Source organism: Chryseobacterium artocarpi (assembly GCF_001684975.1).
In the GTDB taxonomy this organism is placed as follows: Bacteria; Bacteroidota; Bacteroidia; order Flavobacteriales; family Weeksellaceae; genus Chryseobacterium; species Chryseobacterium artocarpi.
On the sequence record NZ_MAYH01000049.1, the window covers coordinates 199,925 to 219,204 of the forward strand.

18 protein-coding genes are annotated in these 19,280 nt (G+C 35.5%); 10 read left to right on the forward strand and 8 right to left on the reverse strand.

Annotated elements, in window-relative coordinates; translation table 11 throughout:
- Nucleotides 1-243: 243 nt before the first annotated feature.
- The 4 genes from BBI01_RS20210 to BBI01_RS20220 all read left to right on the forward strand — a co-directional run bounded on the left by BBI01_RS20210 (nucleotide 244) and on the right by BBI01_RS20220 (nucleotide 3,096).
- Nucleotides 244-693 carry a PepSY-like domain-containing protein gene (locus BBI01_RS20210; protein WP_065396449.1) on the forward strand — a complete coding sequence of 150 codons (450 nt, stop codon included), beginning with the start codon at nucleotides 244-246 and terminating at the stop codon, nucleotides 691-693.
- 34 nt (nucleotides 694-727) lie between these two features.
- Nucleotides 728-934, forward strand: a complete 207-nt coding sequence (locus BBI01_RS22595; protein WP_123862191.1) for a PepSY-like domain-containing protein — start codon at nucleotides 728-730, stop codon at nucleotides 932-934.
- A gap of 204 nt (nucleotides 935-1,138) precedes the next feature.
- Complete coding sequence (locus BBI01_RS20215; protein WP_065396450.1) at nucleotides 1,139-1,810, forward strand: response regulator transcription factor; 672 nt, start codon at nucleotides 1,139-1,141, stop codon at nucleotides 1,808-1,810.
- Nucleotides 1,810-3,096 (forward strand): sensor histidine kinase, encoded by a 1,287-nt coding sequence (locus tag BBI01_RS20220; protein WP_065396451.1) that lies wholly within the window; start codon nucleotides 1,810-1,812, stop codon nucleotides 3,094-3,096. The genes BBI01_RS20215 and BBI01_RS20220 overlap by 1 nt, the downstream gene beginning before the upstream one ends.
- A gap of 58 nt (nucleotides 3,097-3,154) precedes the next feature.
- Here BBI01_RS20220 and trpS read toward each other — a convergent pair whose 3' ends face one another.
- The 7 genes from trpS to ileS form a co-directional block, all read right to left on the reverse strand.
- Nucleotides 3,155-4,123 (reverse strand): tryptophan--tRNA ligase, encoded by a 969-nt coding sequence (trpS, locus tag BBI01_RS20225; protein ID WP_065396452.1) that lies wholly within the window; start codon nucleotides 4,121-4,123, stop codon nucleotides 3,155-3,157.
- Between the two features lie 262 nt (nucleotides 4,124-4,385).
- A complete protein-coding gene (locus BBI01_RS20230; RefSeq protein ID WP_065396518.1) occupies nucleotides 4,386-5,030 on the reverse strand; it encodes a SanA/YdcF family protein in 645 nt (214 codons plus the stop codon).
- Between the two features lie 16 nt (nucleotides 5,031-5,046).
- Complete coding sequence (locus BBI01_RS20235; RefSeq protein ID WP_065396453.1) at nucleotides 5,047-5,688, reverse strand: lipoprotein signal peptidase; 642 nt, start codon at nucleotides 5,686-5,688, stop codon at nucleotides 5,047-5,049.
- Nucleotides 5,688-5,882 carry a DUF2683 family protein gene (locus BBI01_RS20240; protein ID WP_065396454.1) on the reverse strand — a complete coding sequence of 65 codons (195 nt, stop codon included), beginning with the start codon at nucleotides 5,880-5,882 and terminating at the stop codon, nucleotides 5,688-5,690. The genes BBI01_RS20235 and BBI01_RS20240 overlap by 1 nt, the downstream gene beginning before the upstream one ends.
- Nucleotides 5,883-5,898: 16 nt before the next feature.
- Nucleotides 5,899-6,144, reverse strand: coding sequence for a DUF6576 domain-containing protein (locus tag BBI01_RS20245; protein ID WP_065396455.1), 246 nt, complete (start codon nucleotides 6,142-6,144; stop codon nucleotides 5,899-5,901).
- A gap of 78 nt (nucleotides 6,145-6,222) precedes the next feature.
- A complete protein-coding gene (locus BBI01_RS20250) occupies nucleotides 6,223-6,603 on the reverse strand; it encodes a TraR/DksA family transcriptional regulator (protein ID WP_045501318.1) in 381 nt (126 codons plus the stop codon).
- Nucleotides 6,604-6,661: 58 nt separating this feature from the next.
- Nucleotides 6,662-10,057, reverse strand: a complete 3,396-nt coding sequence (ileS, locus tag BBI01_RS20255; protein ID WP_065396456.1) for an isoleucine--tRNA ligase — start codon at nucleotides 10,055-10,057, stop codon at nucleotides 6,662-6,664.
- 446 nt (nucleotides 10,058-10,503) lie between these two features.
- Between ileS and BBI01_RS23175 the strand changes: the two genes are divergently transcribed.
- From BBI01_RS23175 to BBI01_RS20270, 3 genes are all read left to right on the forward strand, one after another.
- Nucleotides 10,504-12,189, forward strand: a complete 1,686-nt coding sequence (locus tag BBI01_RS23175) for a M23 family metallopeptidase (protein WP_065396457.1) — start codon at nucleotides 10,504-10,506, stop codon at nucleotides 12,187-12,189.
- Between the two features lie 60 nt (nucleotides 12,190-12,249).
- Nucleotides 12,250-13,542, forward strand: coding sequence for a flexirubin biosynthesis putative acyl-CoA ligase FlxY (gene flxY / locus BBI01_RS20265; RefSeq protein ID WP_065396458.1), 1,293 nt, complete (start codon nucleotides 12,250-12,252; stop codon nucleotides 13,540-13,542).
- Nucleotides 13,543-13,620: 78 nt separating this feature from the next.
- Complete coding sequence (locus BBI01_RS20270; protein ID WP_065396459.1) at nucleotides 13,621-14,226, forward strand: hypothetical protein; 606 nt, start codon at nucleotides 13,621-13,623, stop codon at nucleotides 14,224-14,226.
- A gap of 35 nt (nucleotides 14,227-14,261) precedes the next feature.
- On the opposite strand, the gene BBI01_RS20275 is transcribed toward BBI01_RS20270, so the two are convergent.
- Entirely contained in the window at nucleotides 14,262-15,518 is a 1,257-nt protein-coding gene (locus tag BBI01_RS20275; RefSeq protein WP_065396460.1) for an NAD(P)/FAD-dependent oxidoreductase, read from the reverse strand.
- A gap of 98 nt (nucleotides 15,519-15,616) precedes the next feature.
- On the opposite strand from BBI01_RS20275, the gene flxA reads away from it, so the two are divergent.
- The 3 genes from flxA to BBI01_RS20290 all read left to right on the forward strand — a co-directional run bounded on the left by flxA (nucleotide 15,617) and on the right by BBI01_RS20290 (nucleotide 19,276).
- Entirely contained in the window at nucleotides 15,617-17,137 is a 1,521-nt protein-coding gene (gene flxA / locus BBI01_RS20280; RefSeq protein WP_065396461.1) for a flexirubin biosynthesis tyrosine ammonia-lyase FlxA, read from the forward strand.
- 78 nt (nucleotides 17,138-17,215) lie between these two features.
- Nucleotides 17,216-17,947, forward strand: coding sequence for a flexirubin biosynthesis SDR family reductase FlxB (flxB, locus tag BBI01_RS20285; protein WP_065396462.1), 732 nt, complete (start codon nucleotides 17,216-17,218; stop codon nucleotides 17,945-17,947).
- Nucleotides 17,948-18,055: 108 nt separating this feature from the next.
- Nucleotides 18,056-19,276, forward strand: coding sequence for a beta-ketoacyl-[acyl-carrier-protein] synthase family protein (locus BBI01_RS20290; protein WP_065396463.1), 1,221 nt, complete (start codon nucleotides 18,056-18,058; stop codon nucleotides 19,274-19,276).
- The last annotated feature ends 4 nt before the right edge of the window (nucleotides 19,277-19,280 follow it).

Genomic DNA, 19,280 nt, shown 5'->3' on the forward strand with positions numbered 1-19,280 from the left:
ATTTTATTGAACCATTAGGGCGGTTTAGGCTATTAAAAGGATTAAAACTCACTGTCATTGTAAGCTAAAGGCAAAGCAATCTTATTTAATTCTTTTAATAACTTATCTTTTCCTTAATGGTTTTTTTATTCATTATTTACTTCATTTCACCCATTTGATTTTTTACGTTTTAAGTTATTCCCAATTCTTTCCTAAATTGATTTGGAACTTTGCACTATAATCATAACAGAAAAACTTAATCTTATGAAAAATGTAAAGAAAATCACAAGTGTATTTATTGTAATGTTCTTAATGATTAGCGGTTTGGTTTCTGCACAGGATAGAGCTATAAATCCAAATCAATTACCTAAAACAGCTAAAGCATTTCTTTCAGGTCATTTTAAAGGAATACCGGTGTCATCTGCGATTGAAGATAGAGAGATCTACGGTGTTGATGAATACAAAGTATATCTGAATAATGGAATGAAAGCGGAATTCGACAGCAGCGGAAACTGGAAAGAAGTGGACGGAAAACATCAGAAAGTTCCTTATGGTTTTATTCCGGTATCAATCAAAAATTATACTGGTAGAAACTTTCCGAATACATACATTGTGAAAATAGAAAGAAAGAGATGGTCTTATAAAGCTGAACTTTCCAACGGATTGGAACTGGAATTTGACAGAAACGGAAATTTTAAAAGAATTGACGATTAATAGTAATAAAGAATAACAATAAAATTTTAGTATTATGGTTAACTGGAGTTTAATAAACAGTACTGGAAGAAAATTGTCTTCCAGTAAGATTAGAAAGAGTATTGTGTCTTTTATGACAAAGCATCACCCGTGTAGTGTGGTAAGTTCTATCGAGAAAAAGTATAATGCTTACAAAATTCATCTGATGAATGGTCTTTGTCTGATTTTCGATGCAGATGGACACTATGTAAAGACTAATTAATAACCTATGAAAGAAAGTTTGGGAGAAGGAGATAGAAGTTATGTATGCATTATTGATATTCTTTGTGTATTATATCAGTTGGTTCTTATTCTGACATTGATTGCTTAAACTATTTATCAATTGGTCTTGAATTCTGTCTCCTGGCTTTCTCCTGATTATTCCTCTATAATTTTATATATTTGATATAAGTTATCCAAGCTGCATATGAAGATTTTAATAGTAGAAGATGAACCGGACTTAAGGGATACTGTACAGAAGTTTCTGGAAGCAGATCATTTTATTGTAGAATATGCCGAAAACTATAGTTCCGGACTTGAAAAAATTATTTCTTACGAATATGACTGCATTTTGCTGGATATTATGCTTCCCGACGGAAATGGGATTGATCTGTTGAGAGAAATTAAAAAAATGCATAAAAAAGATCCCGTTATCATTCTGTCTGCAAAAGATTCTGTGGATGATAAGGTAACAGGGCTTGAAATAGGAGCTGATGACTATCTTGCAAAACCTTTTCACCTTGCGGAACTGATGGCAAGAATAAGGTCTGTGATCAGAAGAAAAAATCAGGATGGAGAGAATATTATCAGGTATAAAAATATTAGCATTGATCCTGAAAGCAGGAATGTGAAAATTGGAAATGAAGAATTGGTTCTTAACCGAAAAGAATACGATCTTTTATATTACTTCGTCATTCACCCGGAAAAAACATTGCAGAAAACCACGCTCGCAGAAGCTATCTGGGGCGACTACATAGATCAGGCAGACAGCCTTGATTTTATCTATTCACAAATCAAAAATCTTCGTAAAAAACTGAAGGCACTCAATGCTGAGGCTGATTTTCAGGCAGTTTACGGAATAGGATATAAATTCGTTTGATGAAAGTTTCATTAAAATATTACACCATAAAGTACCTCATTATGATCCTTCTGCTGATTATAGCAGTATGGGCGGGGCTTTTCTATGCCTATATTCTTGATGAAGTGCATGATAATGTGGATGATGGACTTAAAGACAGAAAAATACAGATTATAAAGGCTGTTTATCTTAATCCGGAGTTATTGAATAACAACGAATTCGGATTCAATGAGTTTAAGATCAACCCTATCACTGCCGGAGAATATCAAAACAAAAGCAGACTGTATAATAAGATGTATTATATGGAGTATGACGATAAAGATCAGCCGTATCGTGTTCTCGAAGCAGATTTTATTGATCAGTTTAAAAAGAATCAAAGGCTTGTCATAAGAACCTCAACGGTAGAAGAAGATGAGTTGATTTATGATCTTACCACTGCTTTAATCGTTCTTTATCTTCTGCTGGTAATCAGCATTGTTGCTGTAAACGGATATCTTCTTAATAAAGCAATGCGTCCTTTCTATCAGATTCTGGATAAACTGAAAAAATATCAATTCGGTATTCCTTTTTCACAGGATGATCAGAATTATACCATTAAAGAATTTGAAGAGCTGAATGTAGAAATCAATGAAATGATTGACCGTAATGAACTGGTTTTCTATCAGCAGAAACAGTTTATTGAGAATGCTTCTCATGAGCTTCAGACGCCTTTGGCAATTGTTATTAATAAGATAGATCTTCTGATTCAAAATGAAAACCTTGATAAAAAGAACCTGAACTTTCTTACTGAGGTTAAAAATGACTTGAGAAGAATGGTGGGGTTGAATAAATCATTATTAATGCTTTCAAAGATTGAAAACAGTCAGTTTAATGCAATCTCAGAGGTTGATTTTAATGCTATGGTGAATAAACTTGTACAGAATTATGAGGATTTTATAGCTTTTAAAAATGTAGAAGTTAACATTATTGAGAAAGGAACATTTAAAGCAGAGTTTAATCAGGATCTTGCCGATATTTTATTATCTAATCTTCTTAAAAATGCTGTTAAATACAATAATGAAGAAGGAACGTTAAATATTTTTATTGAGAACAACAGAATCATATTTCAAAATAGTGGAATACAGGTTCCGTTGGATAAAACCAGAATTTTCAACCGCTTTTATAAACAGGGTTCTGATCAGACTTCTACAGGTTTAGGATTATCCATTATTAAAACGATCATCAAACAATATCCGGGTTGGGATATTACTTATGAGTTTGAAGATCAAATGCATTATTTCATCCTTACTAAAAATAAAATATCATAAAAAATAATCGGCTGTCTCAATTCTGAGACAGCCGATTTCTTATAGATAAAGTTTAGAATTAATATCCTAAGCTTGTTCTTACTCTTTTCAGTGTTTCCAAAGCAACAGGTCTTGTTTTCGCTGCACCTTCCTGAAGTTTAGCCTCCAGCTCATCAAGATTGCTCATATAATAATTGAACACTTCTCTTTCCTTCTCAAAACGAACTAAAATAAGATCTAAAAGTTCCTTTTTAGCATGACCATACCCGAAGTTACCAGCCAAATATTTAGCTCTTAATTCTTCAGTCTGTTCAGGAGTAGCAATCAGTTCATAAATCTGGAATGTTTTATCTGTTGCAGGGTCTTTAGGCTCTTCTAAAGACTTCGAATCAGATTCAATGCTCATTACTTGTTTCTTTAATTCCTTTTCAGGTAAGAAGATGTTGATGATATTTCCTCTTGATTTAGACATCTTCTGCCCATCTGTTCCCGGAACATATTTTGTGTCTTCCTGAAGTTCAGATTGTGGCAATACAAAAACTTCACCCATCTGGTTATTAAACCTTGAAGCTACGTCTCTTGCTATTTCTAAATGCTGAAGCTGATCTTTTCCAACAGGAACTATTTCTGCATCGTACAGTAAAATATCTGCTGCCATCAAAATAGGGTATGTAAACAGACCTGCATTCACATCCTGAAGTCTGTCAGCCTTATCCTTAAATGAATGCGCTAATGTTAATCTTTGATAAGGAAAAAAACATGATAAATGCCAAGATAGTTCACAGGTTTCAGCGATATCACTTTGTCTGTAGAAAAATGTTTTTTCGGTATCCAATCCACAAGCAAGCCAAGCCGCAGCAATCTCGTAGGTATTCTGTCTTAAAATCTGCGCATCTTTAATCTGTGTAAGCGTATGAAGATTCGCAATAAATAAAAATGATTCATTTCCTTCCTGCTTAGATAATTCGATTGCAGGAATAATTGCCCCTAATAAATTTCCAAGATGGGGTGTTCCGGTGGCTTGAATGCCGGTAAGAATTCTTGACATTTGTTTAAAATTTATATTTAAAAATTAATGAATTGCAAATTTACGAGGTTTGAAGGGAATAATGAATGAAAAGATCAAAAGATTATATCTTAAATTTCAATGTATGCTCAACTGTATCAATAGAGGTGGACTTTAGCCCCCGCCTTAGCATAAAAAACAATTCCATTGGCTTTAGCCAAACCTAAATATAACCTCTCGCAGATTCACCAGATTTCGCAGTTTTTTATCGATAGTTATCTGTGCCAATCTGTGTTTTAAAAGATTAAGGAATAATAATCTTTTCACCACCAAATTTAGGCTCTACCCCAAAAAGCAAATCCCAATATGCCTTAGCTTTCGCAAGATATTCACGTAAATTAGTCTTTAATCCTGCATATTTATTTACATCTTCTGCATTGTAGCCAAAAGCTTCCATTCCATTTTCTTTAGCTAGAAAAACAGCCCGTTCATTGTGAAATTTCTGTGAGATGATCACCAGTTTAGTCTGCCCAAAGATATCTTTTGCTCTTACCACAGAATCCAATGTACGAAACCCGGCGTGATCCAGAATGATTTTGTCCTGAGGAATTCCCTGCTTAGTCAATTCCATTTGCATGTCTTCCGGTTCATTATAGTCTTTGGTACTATTATCACCACTTACGATGATATATTGTATTTTTCCGCTTTTATAAAGATCACTAGCTGCTTTAATTCTGTTGTAGAAATAAGCATTGGGCATTCCGTTATTAAGATTTTTACCGGTTCCTAATAATAATGCAACCTTCGTTTCAGGTACGTCTGCTACGTTATAAGAAACAAATTCTGAACTTTCCTTTTTAATGCTGTAATTAGCCCAGGCAATAAAAATAATTCCTGCCACCAAAAGAAGCAGGAAAATTTTAAAAATATTTTTGATTATTTTTTTCATCTGAAAAATAGATCTTTTAGAATTCAAGTCCGTTTGGAAAAGCTTTCTTTCGGAATATTAAAAGGAAAGCGGCTCCTACAGTAATTGCTGAATCGGCAACATTGAAAATATATTTAAAGAATTCAATATGCTTTCCGCCTATTACAGGCCAGCTATCGGGAACGTACCAGTCTACAACAGGGAAGTGAAGCATGTCTACTACACAACCTTTCATAAAAGTAGAATAGCCTTGTCCAAAAGGAACAAATTTTGAAACTCCTCCATAACCAATCCATCGGTCAGTGCTAGGATCATAAACCGTTCCGCTGTCGAAGATCATTCCGTAGAACATCCCATCAATAAGGTTTCCGATAGCTCCGGCAAAGATAATTGCCATTGGAATCAAAAGGTAGTTGGAAGCACCCTCTTTCAGCCATTTTTTGAACATATAAACCATTCCTCCAATTAGGAAGATTCTTAAGATCACAAGGAAGTATTTCCCGATAATTCCTCCAAAATGGAAACCATAAGCCATTCCTGGGTTTTCAACGAAAGTTTTATTAAAAAATCCATCTATGACAGGAATGCTCTCATTCAGTTCGAAATGAGTTTTAATGTAAATTTTTGAAGCCTGGTCTATTAACAATACCAAAAATGTGATAGCTAATATCTTTTTCATTACTGTCCTTTAGGTTTTGAAGGTTTTGCGGCAGGTTTTACATTTTTATTATCGCTTGCTTTCTTTACTACTTTCTGTCCGTTATATGAACTTTTAACATGAGCCTTCTCAAATTTAATGTTCATTTCTTTCAAAACACTTTTCAGTGCGCTCAGCTCCATAGAGTTTTTAGGATGTACTATGATAGATTCCATTTCTTATATTTAATTTTTACATTTTGGACAATTCGTCAAGCCTTTTTCTATCTTTTGAAGACAGGTCATTGATTCCGTTTTTGCCCATCTTACTCAAAAGTCTGTCGATTTCCTTTTCCCTATCACGTTTATCAGAATTAAACTGATCATCGATGGTGTAGTTGGTATGTTTCTTCGGGAAAAATCTGTTTTTGATCCACCCCCTGTTGAAAAACAATAAAACTGCTGCAACGATGACAATTAAAATGAGTACTTCGCTCATAGGTATACATTAAAAATTAGGTTTATAAAGTATCCGTGAATACAATATAAACCCAATATTATTTTACAAACCTTACGGTTATTTTTGCATGTTTTTCGCTTCGATGCTCAAGGTAGCATGAGGAACGGCTAAAAGTCTTTCCTTAGGAATAAGTTTTCCTGTTACTCTACAAACACCGTAAGTCTTGTTTTCGATTCTGATTAAAGCATTCTTCAGATCACGTACGAATTTTTCCTGTCTTCCTGCAAGAATAGAGTTCTGCTCTTTGCTCAAAGTTTCTGCACCTTCTTCAAATGCTTTGAAAGTAGGTGAAGTGTCATCTGTTCCATTATTCTGGTCATTGATGAAACTTTCTCTGATCAGCTGAAGATCTTTCTCCGCCTTTTCTATTTTTTCTTTTATGATCGCTCTAAATTCCTGTAAATCAGCATCGCTGTATCTAACTCTTTCGTCTGACATATTCTTTCTCTTTTTTAATAAAATTATGAAATGGAATTTGAAATACAATAACTACATGTTAATTTTTTTCGACATTTATCTTAAAATTAACTTCATCTATTTCGATTTCGTTAAAATTTGAAAGTGAAGATACAATTTCTATTTTATTTGACAAGACCTCAGAAGAAATATATTCCTCATTTTTCTTAATATCTTCAAGGAATGGTGAATTCTCTTCAATGGAGATATTAATTCTGTCTGTCAGTTCGAAATCTTTCTCTTTTCGCAAGTTCTGAATTCTGTTAATGAATTCTCTGGCAATACCTTCAGATTTTAACTCATCGGTTAACGTCAAATCTAATGCCACAGTAGTTTTACCGTCAGAAGTCACTGTCCATCCCGGGATATCTTTTGTTGAGATTTCCACATCATCAAGAGTGATCTCATATCCCTGAACATCAAGTTTTCCTTCTTTTTCAAGACCGGCAATCTGTTCTGTGGTAAGATTGGCAATCTCGGCACCCACCACCTTCATGTCTTTTCCTAATTTAGGTCCAAGAGCTTTGAAGTTTGGTTTTATTTGTTTTACAATTAAATGAGCCGCTTCTTCAGCGTTGATTAACTGTAGTTCTTTCACGTTTACTTCCTGCTTGATAAGATCAGCTACTGCTAAAATCTGTTCTTCTGTCTTTTTATCCAAAACAGGAATCAATACTTTTTGTAACGGCTGACGAACTTTTACGTTTTCTTTCTTTCTCAAAGAGAAAACCATACTTGTGATGTTCTGTGCTAAATGTGTTTTTTCAACCAGATCCTGATCAATTAAACTTTCATCAACAACAGGGAAGTCTGTAAGGTGTACAGATTCACAGTTTTCTTTTCCCGTTACTTTATTTAAATCCTGATACAACTGATCCATGAAGAACGGAGCAATAGGAGCAGATAATTTTGCTACCACCTCAAGACAAGTATAAAGTGTCTGGTAAGCAGAGATCTTATCATCAGAATAATCTCCTTTCCAGAAACGTCTTCTACACAATCTTACGTACCAGTTACTTAAGTTATCATTCACAAATGTGCTGATTGCTCTAGCTACTCTTGTTGGTTCGTAGTCTTCGTAGAAAGCTTTTACTTCCTTGATCAATAAATTCAGTTCAGAAAGGATCCATCTGTCGATTTCAGGACGGTTTTCCACTTCTTTTTCTGAATAATTGAATCCGTCAACATTAGCATACAATGAGAAGAATGAATACGTGTTATAAAGCGTTCCGAAGAATTTTCTTCTTACTTCATCAATTCCTTCGATATCAAACTTCAGGTTTTCCCAAGGATTTGCATTGGAAATCATATACCAGCGAGTAGCATCCGGTCCGTAAACAGAAAGAGTTTCGAATGGATCTACTGCATTTCCTAAACGTTTTGACATTTTTTGCCCGTTTTTATCCAAAACAAGACCGTTACTCATTACATTTTTATAAGCAACAGAGTCAAAAACAGCAGTTCCGATTGCGTGAAGTGTATAGAACCATCCACGAGTCTGGTCAACACCTTCTGCAATGAAATCAGCAGGGAATGCCTTATTGTTGTCTATCATTTCCTTATTTTCGAAAGGATAGTGTAATTGAGCATATGGCATAGAACCTGAATCGAACCAAACGTCGATCAAGTCGCTTTCACGTTTCATTGCTTTTCCTGAATCAGAAACTAAAACTACTTTGTCTACCACATTCTTGTGAAGGTCCACAAGCTCGTAGTTCGATTCAGACATATTTCCGATGATGAAACCTTTGAACGGGTTTTCAGTCATGAAACCTGCTGCAATTGATTTTTCGATTTCGTTGTAAAGCTCTTCTACAGAACCGATGATCTTTTCTTCTTTCAGGTCATCTGTTCTCCAGATTGGCAACGGAATACCCCAGTATCTTGAACGGGATAAGTTCCAGTCGTTTACATTTTCCAACCAGTTGGCAAAACGTCCTTCTCCGGTAGCTTTAGGTTTCCAGTTGATTTCTTTGTTCAGGTTAACCAATCTGTCTTTTACAGCAGTCATCTTCACAAACCATGAATCCAATGGATAGTATAATACAGGTTTGTCAGTTCTCCAGCAGTGTGGATATGAGTGAACATATTTCTCTACTTTGAATGCCTTATTTTCTGTTTTTAATAAGATCGCAAGCTCTACGTCCCAAGATTTCTCAGGCGCAGTTCCTTCATCGTAATATTCGTTTTTGATATATTTCCCTGAGAATACTTCAGGAACATTCTCGCCCTGGATAAATTTACCCTGTAAATCTACCAATGGAACAAGGTTGTCGTTTTCATCCTTTACCAACATTGGTGGGATCTCAGGCTGAGCCATTTTAGCTACTCTCGCATCATCAGCACCAAAAGTAGGAGCCGTGTGTACGATACCTGTACCATCTTCTGTTGTAACGAAATCACCCAAGATTACTCTGAAAGCATTCTCAGGATTGTCGTTTGGCGTAAACCAAGGAACTAATTGCTCATATCTTGTATCAACAAGTTTCTCTCCTGTAAATTCTTTTAAAATTCTGAAAGGAATTACTTTCGTTTCCGGAGTATAGTTGGCAAAATCCTCATCTGTACCTTCAGCATATTTCTTACCGAACACTTTAGGTAAAAGAACGCTGGATAATACAACCGTTACCGGCTCAAATGTATACTGATTGAATGTTTTAACAACAACATATTCAATATCTCTACCGACTGTAAGGGCTGTGTTGGAAGGCAACGTCCAAGGAGTCGTCGTCCATGCAAGGATATGTACATCTCCGTCAACATCGTTGAATAAAGCAGATGAATCTTTTTTAACTTTAAACTGAGCGACAACCGTTGTATCTGAAACATCACGATACGTTCCAGGCTGGTTCAATTCGTGTGAAGAAAGTCCTGTTCCTGCTTTTGGAGAGTAAGGCTGGATCGTATATCCTTTATACAACAAGCTTTTGTCATATAATTGCTTCAACAACCACCAAACAGTTTCCATATATTTTGACTTGTACGTAATGTACGGATCATCAAGGTCTACCCAGTATCCGATTTTCTCTGTAAGGTTATTCCATACATCGGTATAACGCATTACAGCTTCACGACAAGCTTTATTATAATCTTCAATAGAGATCTTTTTACCAATATCTTCTTTTGTAATTCCTAATTCTTTCTCTACACCCAGTTCCACAGGAAGACCATGCGTATCCCATCCCGCTTTACGGAAAACCTGTTTCCCGTTTTGCGTTTGGTAACGGCAGAAAATATCCTTCAATGCTCTTGCCATTACGTGGTGAATTCCAGGCATACCGTTTGCTGAAGGCGGACCTTCATAAAAAACAAACTCAGGATTTCCCTGACGAATCTCAACACTCTTATTGAAAGTTTTATTTTGTTTCCAAAATTCCGCTACATTCTCTGCTACGTCAATAAGGTTGAGGTTTTTGTATTCTTTAAATTGGCTCATTGTAAATATCTCAATTCGTTGATTAATTAAGTCTGCAAATTTACTAAATTTTGTCGGTTTATAAGATATGTTTTATTTAGGTAATTTCTATTAAAAAGTTCAATTTCAGAAATATAAATGAAAAGAAGCATGAAAAGGGAATAATGAAGTATGCATGAGTAAATATTTTACACTCTTTTAGATGAATTCCTGTAAGTTTTTTAATACTTTTTTTAACCAAAATAAAATTCAATAGAAGCGGGCTTTAGCGCGCCTAAAAAATAGATAACGATTCATTGGCTTTAGCCAAAACCTAAATATAACTTCTCGCAGATCAAACAGATTTCGCAGATTGCTCCATCATTATCTGTGAAAATCTGTGAGAAAAATAAAATCTATTAAAGTACAATAGCACGATCATTGCTTGAAATCTCGTATATTTAAGTAGAACTAAACCCAAATGCTGTATGAAAATCTTCTCCAAACTGATGGTTGCTATTTGTTTCATCCATACAATCATCGCACAAGCTCAAAATTATCCACAAAACTATTTCCGCAATCCGTTGAATATTCCCATGCAGTTGGCTGCTAATTTTGGAGCGGTAAGAACCAATCATTTCCATATGGGATTGGATCTGAGGACGAATAGTCAGGAAAATTTATCTGTACTGGCTGCCGCAGAAGGTTATGTAAGCAGGGTAAAAGTAGAAAGATATGGTTTTGGAAATGCGGTTTACGTCACTCATCCCAATGGCTATACAACAGTCTATGCCCATTTGAACAAATATTACGATAAGCTCGATGAATATGTAAAAGAGAAGCAATACAAAGACGAAAAATGGGAACAGGATATTACTTTTCAAGCGGGACAGTTTCCAGTTACTAAAGGACAACTTATTGCTTTGAGTGGAAATACGGGAGGTTCTGCTGGTCCGCACTTACATTTTGAAATAAGAGATACTAAAACAGAAGAATGTCTTAATCCGTTGCTTTTCGGTTTTGCTATTCCGGATTCTGTTGCTCCCATTATCAGTGGATTGTATTGGTATGATCGCAGGTTTAGTACTTATGAACCCGGAGCTAATGGAATTACGGTTAAAAAAGTTGGAAATACTTATGCAACAGATGTTGTAAAAGTGAATTCTCCAATGATAAGCTTTGGGATAAAAGCAGTGGATAAGGCTAATCAAGGTTTCAATCTTGGTATTTATAAAGCTGAATTATTGATGGATGGGAAATTAATATATGGCTTTAGTATTGATAAAGTGAGCTATGATGATACCCGCTATCTGAATGGTTGTATAGACTACACCAAATTTATCAGAGACAAAACGGCAATCCAGCATTTATCTGTCTTACTAGGAATGAAACTACAAAATTACAGTAATGCTAATATGTCAGGAATCATTAATCTTCAGGATCAGGATATTCATACCATTGAAGTCATTCTTAAAGATGTAAAAGGAAATACAAGTCGTTTAACAGCAAAAGTTCAGCTTAATACAGCTGGAGAGAAAATTTCACAGACGGCAAAAACTGTTCTTCCCAATGAAGGAAAAACAATTACCACTGAAAATGCTGAAATCAATTTGAGCAAAAATGCTGTGTATGATGCGGTGAATTTTAATATGTATGAGAAATCAGACGGTGATGTCAATGCGGTTTCCAATGCCATTGTTTTAAACAGTCCTTACATACCTGTTCATGATAACTATATTTTGAAAATAAAACCGAATAGGAAATTAACCAAAGAAGAAAAGGATAAAGTCGTAATGTCACTCAATTATGGAAGTGATATGAATGTGATAAAAGCAAAATGGAGTGGAGATCAGGCAGAAGGACAATTCAACAGGTTAGGAACGGTGGAACTTATATTAGATAATAGCTTACCTTCAGTTTCTCCGGGATGGAAAGAAGGAGCAGTTATAAACAGTAGTATTCTTCGTTTGAAAGGAAATACAAAAGTTGGAGATATTGTAGAATTCCGTGCAGAACTGGATGGAAAGTGGCTTAGATTTGCTCGTGCAAAAGATGATTTTATCTATACTTTTGATGAAAAATGTCCTAAAGGTTCCGGCTCGCATACTTTAAAAGTTGTTACGATTAATACAGCAGGCAATACCAATACACAAACATTTACCTTTCAAAGATAAAGGCGGGTTTATGAATCAACTTTTAATTTAATTAAATAAATTTGCTCAAAATTAAAATCATTGGAATTTCATCCGTTCATCGAAAAATCAAGTACTCAGGAAATAAAAAGGTTTCAGGAAGATAAACTTCAGAAGCTTTTGGCTTATCTTGAGGAGAATTCACCTTTTTACAAAAAACTGTTTAGGGAAAATAATATCAATATTGCGGAAATTCAAACTTTAGAAGATCTGCAGAAGATTCCTACAACCACAAAGAATGATTTACAGCAGTACAATCATGATTTTTTCTGTATTACTCAGGATAAGATTGTAGATTATAGTACAACTTCAGGAACTTTGGGAGATCCTGTGACTTTCGGTTTGTCTGATAATGACCTTGAAAGACTTGCCTATAATGAAGCAATATCATTTGCCTGTGCAGGAATCCAAAAAGGAGATGTTGTACAGATGATCACAACCATTGATAAACGCTTCATGGCGGGACTTGCTTACTTTTTAGGATTAAGAAAAATGGGAGCCAGTGTTGTTAGAATGGGACCGGGAATTCCTGAATTGCAATGGGATTCTATTTTCAGATATAAACCGAAATATTTGATCACAGTTCCATCTTTCCTGTTAAAGATGATCGATTATGCTGAAAAACATGGCTTGGATTATAAAAACTCAAGTGTTTATGGTGCAGTATGTATTGGAGAAAGTATCAAGAATCAAGATTTTACAGATAATATTCTTTCACAGAAGATTAAAGAAAAGTGGAACATTAAACTCTTTTCTACGTATGCATCTACTGAGATGAGTACAGCCTTTACAGAATGTGAATTTCAGATTGGAGGACATCATCACCCGGAATTGATCATTACGGAAATTTTGGATGATGAGGGGAATGTAGTGAAAGAAGGAGAAAGCGGAGAACTTACTATTACAACTTTGGGAGTGGAGGCTATTCCTTTATTAAGATTTAAAACAGGTGATATTGTAAAAGCTCATTATGAACCATGTCAATGTGGAAGAAATACGATGAGGTTAGGACCTGTGATCGGAAGAAAGCAGCAGATGATCAAATATAAAGGAACAACTTTGTATCCGCCTGCGATGAATGATATTCTGAACGATTTTAATAATATTCTGTGTTATCAGATCGTGATTCAGGCTAATGAGATCGGACTGGATGAAATTATCATCAAATTAAGTACTGAAGCTGAAAACGAAAACTTTGTAAATGAAGTAAGAGATCATTTCCGAGCAAAATTGAGAGTAAGCCCGAAAATTGAAATTATTGACTTTGAGATTCTGTCTAAAACGGTCTTCAACCCAAACAGCAGAAAGCCTATTACTTTTATAGATCTACGTTAAGATTAATTTTCAATAAGAGTATTATAACTCTACTTTTTATAATATCTTTAAACGCTTAAATATAAAAACCAATAAATAATGAAAAAATTATTATTACTGTTGTTTTTCGGAATGTTTACAACAGTTTTCGGACAGGACAAAATGAAAATTACAGCGGGTAGTTTAATTGCATTAAAAGATCAGACCGAAGTAAATGTGGAAGTCAAGTTTGAGAACGTGTTATTTATGAAAGAGAATATTACGGAAGCTCAATATCTTGAAAACAGAAAAAAACAGGTTCTGGAAAACCCTAAAAGAGGTGAGGAAGCATGGACAAAGTGGATCGGACAATGGGAGATCTATAAAAGAGAATATGTAGATTATTTCGCAAAAGGATTGAATAAAACGTATAAAAATATTTCATTCAAAAAAGATCCTTCTGCAAAATACACACTGTTGGTAGAAACAGCATGGGTTTTTCCGGGATGGCATGCAGGGCTTACGGCAATGACTGCTGAAATAACGGGCAAAATAAAACTGATTGAAACCGATAACCCTTCAAAAGTTGTAGCGGAAGTAGAGCTTAACAAGTTCGATAAATTCGTAAAGAATGACGAATTTGTAATGGAATACGGAAGAATTGCCGCAGCTTATGAATCTGCCGGAAGATATCTGGGAAGAGAAATTAAAAAGTCTTTAAAATAAAACAAAAACGGTCTGAATTTTCAGACCGTTTTTGTTTATTGTTGATTTTGCTGTTCCTGTTTTTCAAGTTTGATCAGGTTTGCAAGGTTTTTAATCACTGTATCATGCTTTTTCACAAAAGGATTGTCCTTATTCCAAACATATCCTGCTAAAACAGCACATATCTTTTTCTTTACGTCCGGATTTTCCGGTTGGTGGAAGAATAGCTCCTGAAGATTTCCGGTATACCATTCCTTTACATAAGTGGTGAAAACGTCTACACCATATAAAATATAATCTGTATACTCTTTCTGCCAATCGATTGTTTCGCCATTAAGCTGTCTTAAAGCAAGTTTTGCTGCAAGCATACCGGATTCGGTAGCAAATGCCATCCCTGAGGAAAAAACAGGATCAAGGAATTCAGAAGCATTCCCTGTTAAAGCAAATCCGTCTCCGAATAAACTTTTCACTGAGCATGAATAATCTTTAAGATGTCTTGGGTCAAAAAGGAACTCTACATCTCCGAAACGTTTTACATAATAATCAGAAAGAGAAATAGCCTTTCTTAATGCTTCAGCCGGATCTCCGTTTTCAGATAATTGATCAATATAATCAGTAGGTCCTACGATACCTATACTTGTATTTCCATTAGAAAAAGGAATTACCCAAAGCCAGACTTCCGTTTCAATAATGTCAAAAGAAATCAATGTACCCTCTTCACCCGGTTCTCTGTTAATATCATTCACATGAGAGAAAATTGCAGAGTGAGGAGACAATTTTGAAGGCTTTTCAAGGTCCAGCAAACGGGGAAGTACTCTTCCGTATCCGCTGGAATCAATAACGAACTTAGCATGGATTTCTTTAGTCTCTCCATCCTTATTCTTTACCGTTGTTATAGAATCTGTTCCGTCAAATTTAATATCAATAACTTCTGTCTCAAATTCCAGATCGATACCTTTATTAATGACTTCCTGAGCAAGAGTGTTATCAAAATCAGCTCTCGGAACCTGCCAGGTCCAATCCCAGCCTTCTCCGAATTTGTTGCTGAAATCAAAAATGCAGACTTCATCACCACGAAGGAAACGAGCTCCAAGCTTTTTTTCAAAGCCCATTTTGTCTAGTGCAGGGAATAATCCGGCTTCGTCAAAGTGATCCATTACCCTTGGAATTAAGCTTTCACCGACTACCAGTCTTGGAAATTTTGTCTTTTCGACCACTTTTACGTTGACGTTGTTCTTCTTTAAGTACGAAGAAGACACGCATCCGGAAGGTCCAGCCCCGATTACAAGAACGTCAACAAATTCTTTGCTCATCTTTGATTTTTTATTTTAATAATAACTTTTATCTTTGCCGCAAAATTAGTGACAAATAATTAATATTTTACAAAATTATCAACTATTACTTTTAATTGATGAAAATAACCAACTTTTTAGAACTGAAAGACTTTCAAAAAATTATTATTGAAAATGAGAAAATAGAACTGGATGAATCACTTTTATCAAGAGTGAATACAAGTTTTCAGTTTTTAAAAGAATTTTCTAAAAACAAAGTAATATATGGTGTGAACACTGGTTTTGGACCAATGGCTCAATTTAAGATCAGTGATGAAGACACACACCAGCTACAATACAACCTGATCAGAAGCCACTCTTCAGGAATCGGGAATCCTTTGCCAGCTCAGGAAGTTAAGGCATGTATGTTGGCAAGAATGAATACCTTGTCATTAGGAAATTCAGGAGTACATGAATCCGTTATTTATCTTCTTCAGGAATTGATCAACAGAGATATCATCCCATTGATTTTTGAGCACGGAGGAGTAGGAGCAAGTGGTGACCTTGTTCAATTGGCTCATCTTGCTTTAGTTTTGATCGGAGAAGGAGAAGTATTTTATAAAGGAGAAAGAAAATTCACAAAAGAAGTTTTTGAAATTGAAAAATTAGAACCAATTCAGGTTGAGATCCGTGAAGGTCTTGCTTTGATGAATGGTACTTCGGTAATGTCAGGAATAGGAATTGTGAATGCTTATAAGGCAAATCAATTAACAGATATTTCTATCAGACTTTCATGTGCGATCAACGAAATTGTTCAGGCGTATGATGATCATTTATCCGCTGCTTTGAACGGAACTAAAAGACATTACGGTCAGCAGAAAGTTGCAGAAAGAATGCGTGCCCATTTAGCAGACAGTAAACTGATCAGAAAAAGAGAAGATCACCTTTATACTCACTTTGAAGAACAGGAAAAAGTATTCAAGGAAAAAGTACAGGAATATTATTCATTAAGATGTGTACCGCAGATCTTAGGACCAGTGTTAGATACATTGGAATATACGGAAAAAGTTCTTGAAAACGAAATTAACTCTGCTAATGATAACCCTATTATCAATGTAGAAGACCAGCATGTTTACCACGGCGGAAATTTCCACGGAGACTATATCTCTTTGGAAATGGATAAGCTTAAAATTGTAGTAACCAAACTAACCATGCTTGCAGAAAGACAGCTGAACTATCTTTTAAATGCTAAAATCAATGAAATTCTGCCTCCTTTTGTAAATTTAGGTAAATTAGGTTTCAATTTCGGAATGCAGGGTGTACAGTTTACAGCAACTTCCACTACAGCAGAAAGCCAAATGCTGTCAAATCCTATGTACGTTCACAGTATCCCGAATAATAATGATAATCAGGATATCGTGAGTATGGGAACCAATGCAGCCGTAATCTGTAGAAAAGTAATAGAAAATGCTTTTGAAGTATTGGCAATTGAAGCCATTACAATTATCCAGGCAATTGAATACCTAGGTTTCCAGGATAAAGTTTCTTCATCTACAAAAGAGCTGTATGATGAGATCAGAAAAATAATTCCTGCATTCTCAGATGATATGGTAATGTATCCTTATCTGGAAGAAGTAAAGAAATATTTAAAGGCAATGTAATTATTCCTCAGAATAAATTGTCTATTAAAAGAAAAACAAGGTAACTTAAAAAAACTAAAACGAAATAAACACTAACGCATGAAATGTGCAATTATAACAGGAGGCTCAAGAGGAATCGGAAAGGCGATCTGTATAAAACTGGCTGAAGAAAAAAACTACCATATACTGATCAACTACACTTCAAATGAAGCCGCAGCAAAAGAAACTTTGGCTAAAGTAGAAGAACTTGGCGCTACAGGAGAAATCCTTAAATTTGATGTAGGAAATACTGAAGAAGTACAGAATGTATTAACGGCTTGGCAGGAAAATAATCCTACAGCTGTGGTAGAAGTGATTGTAAACAACGCCGGAATTACCAAAGATGGTCTGTTTATGTGGATGCCAAAAGAAGACTGGAGCAGCGTTATCAATACAAGCTTAGATGGGTTCTTCAATGTAACGAATTTCTTTATTCAGAAATTACTTCGCAACAAATACGGAAGAATCATCAATATGGTTTCAGTATCCGGAGTGAAAGGAACTGCAGGACAGACAAATTATTCTGCTGCAAAAGGAGCGTTAGTAGGAGCTACAAAAGCCCTTGCTCAGGAAGTCGCAAAAAGAAATATTACCGTAAACGCTGTTGCACCAGGATTTATCAAAACAGATATGACTCAGGAAATGAATGAAGACGAGCTTAAAGCAATGATTCCAGCCAACAGATTCGGTGAAGCTGAAGAAGTTGCTGATCTTGTAGCGTTTTTAGCATCGAGAAAATCTTCATACATTACAGGCGAAGTTATTAATATTAACGGCGGAATTTACTCATAAAATAATTTAACAATATACCAATGTACCAGTGTACAATATAAATTGAATCTCAATAAAATATATTGTTACATCGTTAAACTGATACATTGTTAAACTCAATATAAACAAATGGAAAACAGGGTTGTGATTACCGGAATGGGGATTTATTCCTGCATTGGGACCTCTTTAGAAGAAGTCAGGGAATCTCTATACCAAGGAAAATCCGGTATTGTTTTAGATCAGGAGAGAAAAGAATTCGGGTTTAGATCTGGGCTTACAGGTGTTGTTCCAAAACCGGATCTGAAAAATCTACTGAACAGACGTCAGCGCATCAGCATGGGAGAAGAAAGTGAATATGCTTATCTTGCTACGATGGATGCTCTGAAACAAGCCAATCTTGATGAAGCCTTTCTGGAAACCCACGAAGTTGGGATTTTATACGGAAACGACAGTGTTTCTCAGGCAGTGGTAGAATCTATAGACATTGCACGAGAAAAGAAAGATACTACATTGATGGGGTCCGGAGCGATCTTTAAATCAATGAACTCAACGGTAACAATGAACCTTTCAACCATCTTTAAGCTGAGAGGAATTAATCTTACAATCAGCGCAGCCTGTGCAAGTGGTTCGCATTCCTTAGGACTTGCTTATATGATGATCAAAAACGGTTTTCAGGATATGATTATCTGTGGTGGAGCTCAGGAAACCAACAAATATTCTATGGCAAGTTTTGATGGATTGGGAGTTTTCTCCGCAAGAGAAGACGAGCCTACGAAAGCTTCAAGACCTTTTGATGCAGGAAGAGACGGTTTGATTCCAAGTGGGGGAGCAGCAAGCCTAGTTGTTGAAAGCTTAGAATCAGCACAAAGAAGAGGTGCTCCAATCATTGCTGAAATTATAGGATACGGTTTCTCATCCAATGGCGGGCATATTTCTACCCCGAATGTTGACGGACCAGCCCTTGCAATGGACAGAGCTTTGAAACAATCAGGATTGAAAGCTTCAGACATTGATTATATTAATGCTCACGCTACTTCTACGCCTATTGGTGATGCGAACGAAGCAAAAGCAATTTATGAAATCTTCGGAAGCGAAGTTCCTGTAAGTTCTACCAAATCCATGACAGGACACGAGTGTTGGATGGCAGGCGCAAGTGAAGTTATCTACTCAATTCTGATGATGCAGAACGATTTTATAGCTCCAAATATTAACCTGGATAATCCTGATAATGAGGCTCAAAAGATAAATTTAGTCTCCAAAACAAAAAATCAAAAAATTGATGTATTTTTGTCGAATTCTTTTGGGTTTGGGGGAACTAATTCTGCACTAATAGTTAAAAAATTTGATTAAAAAC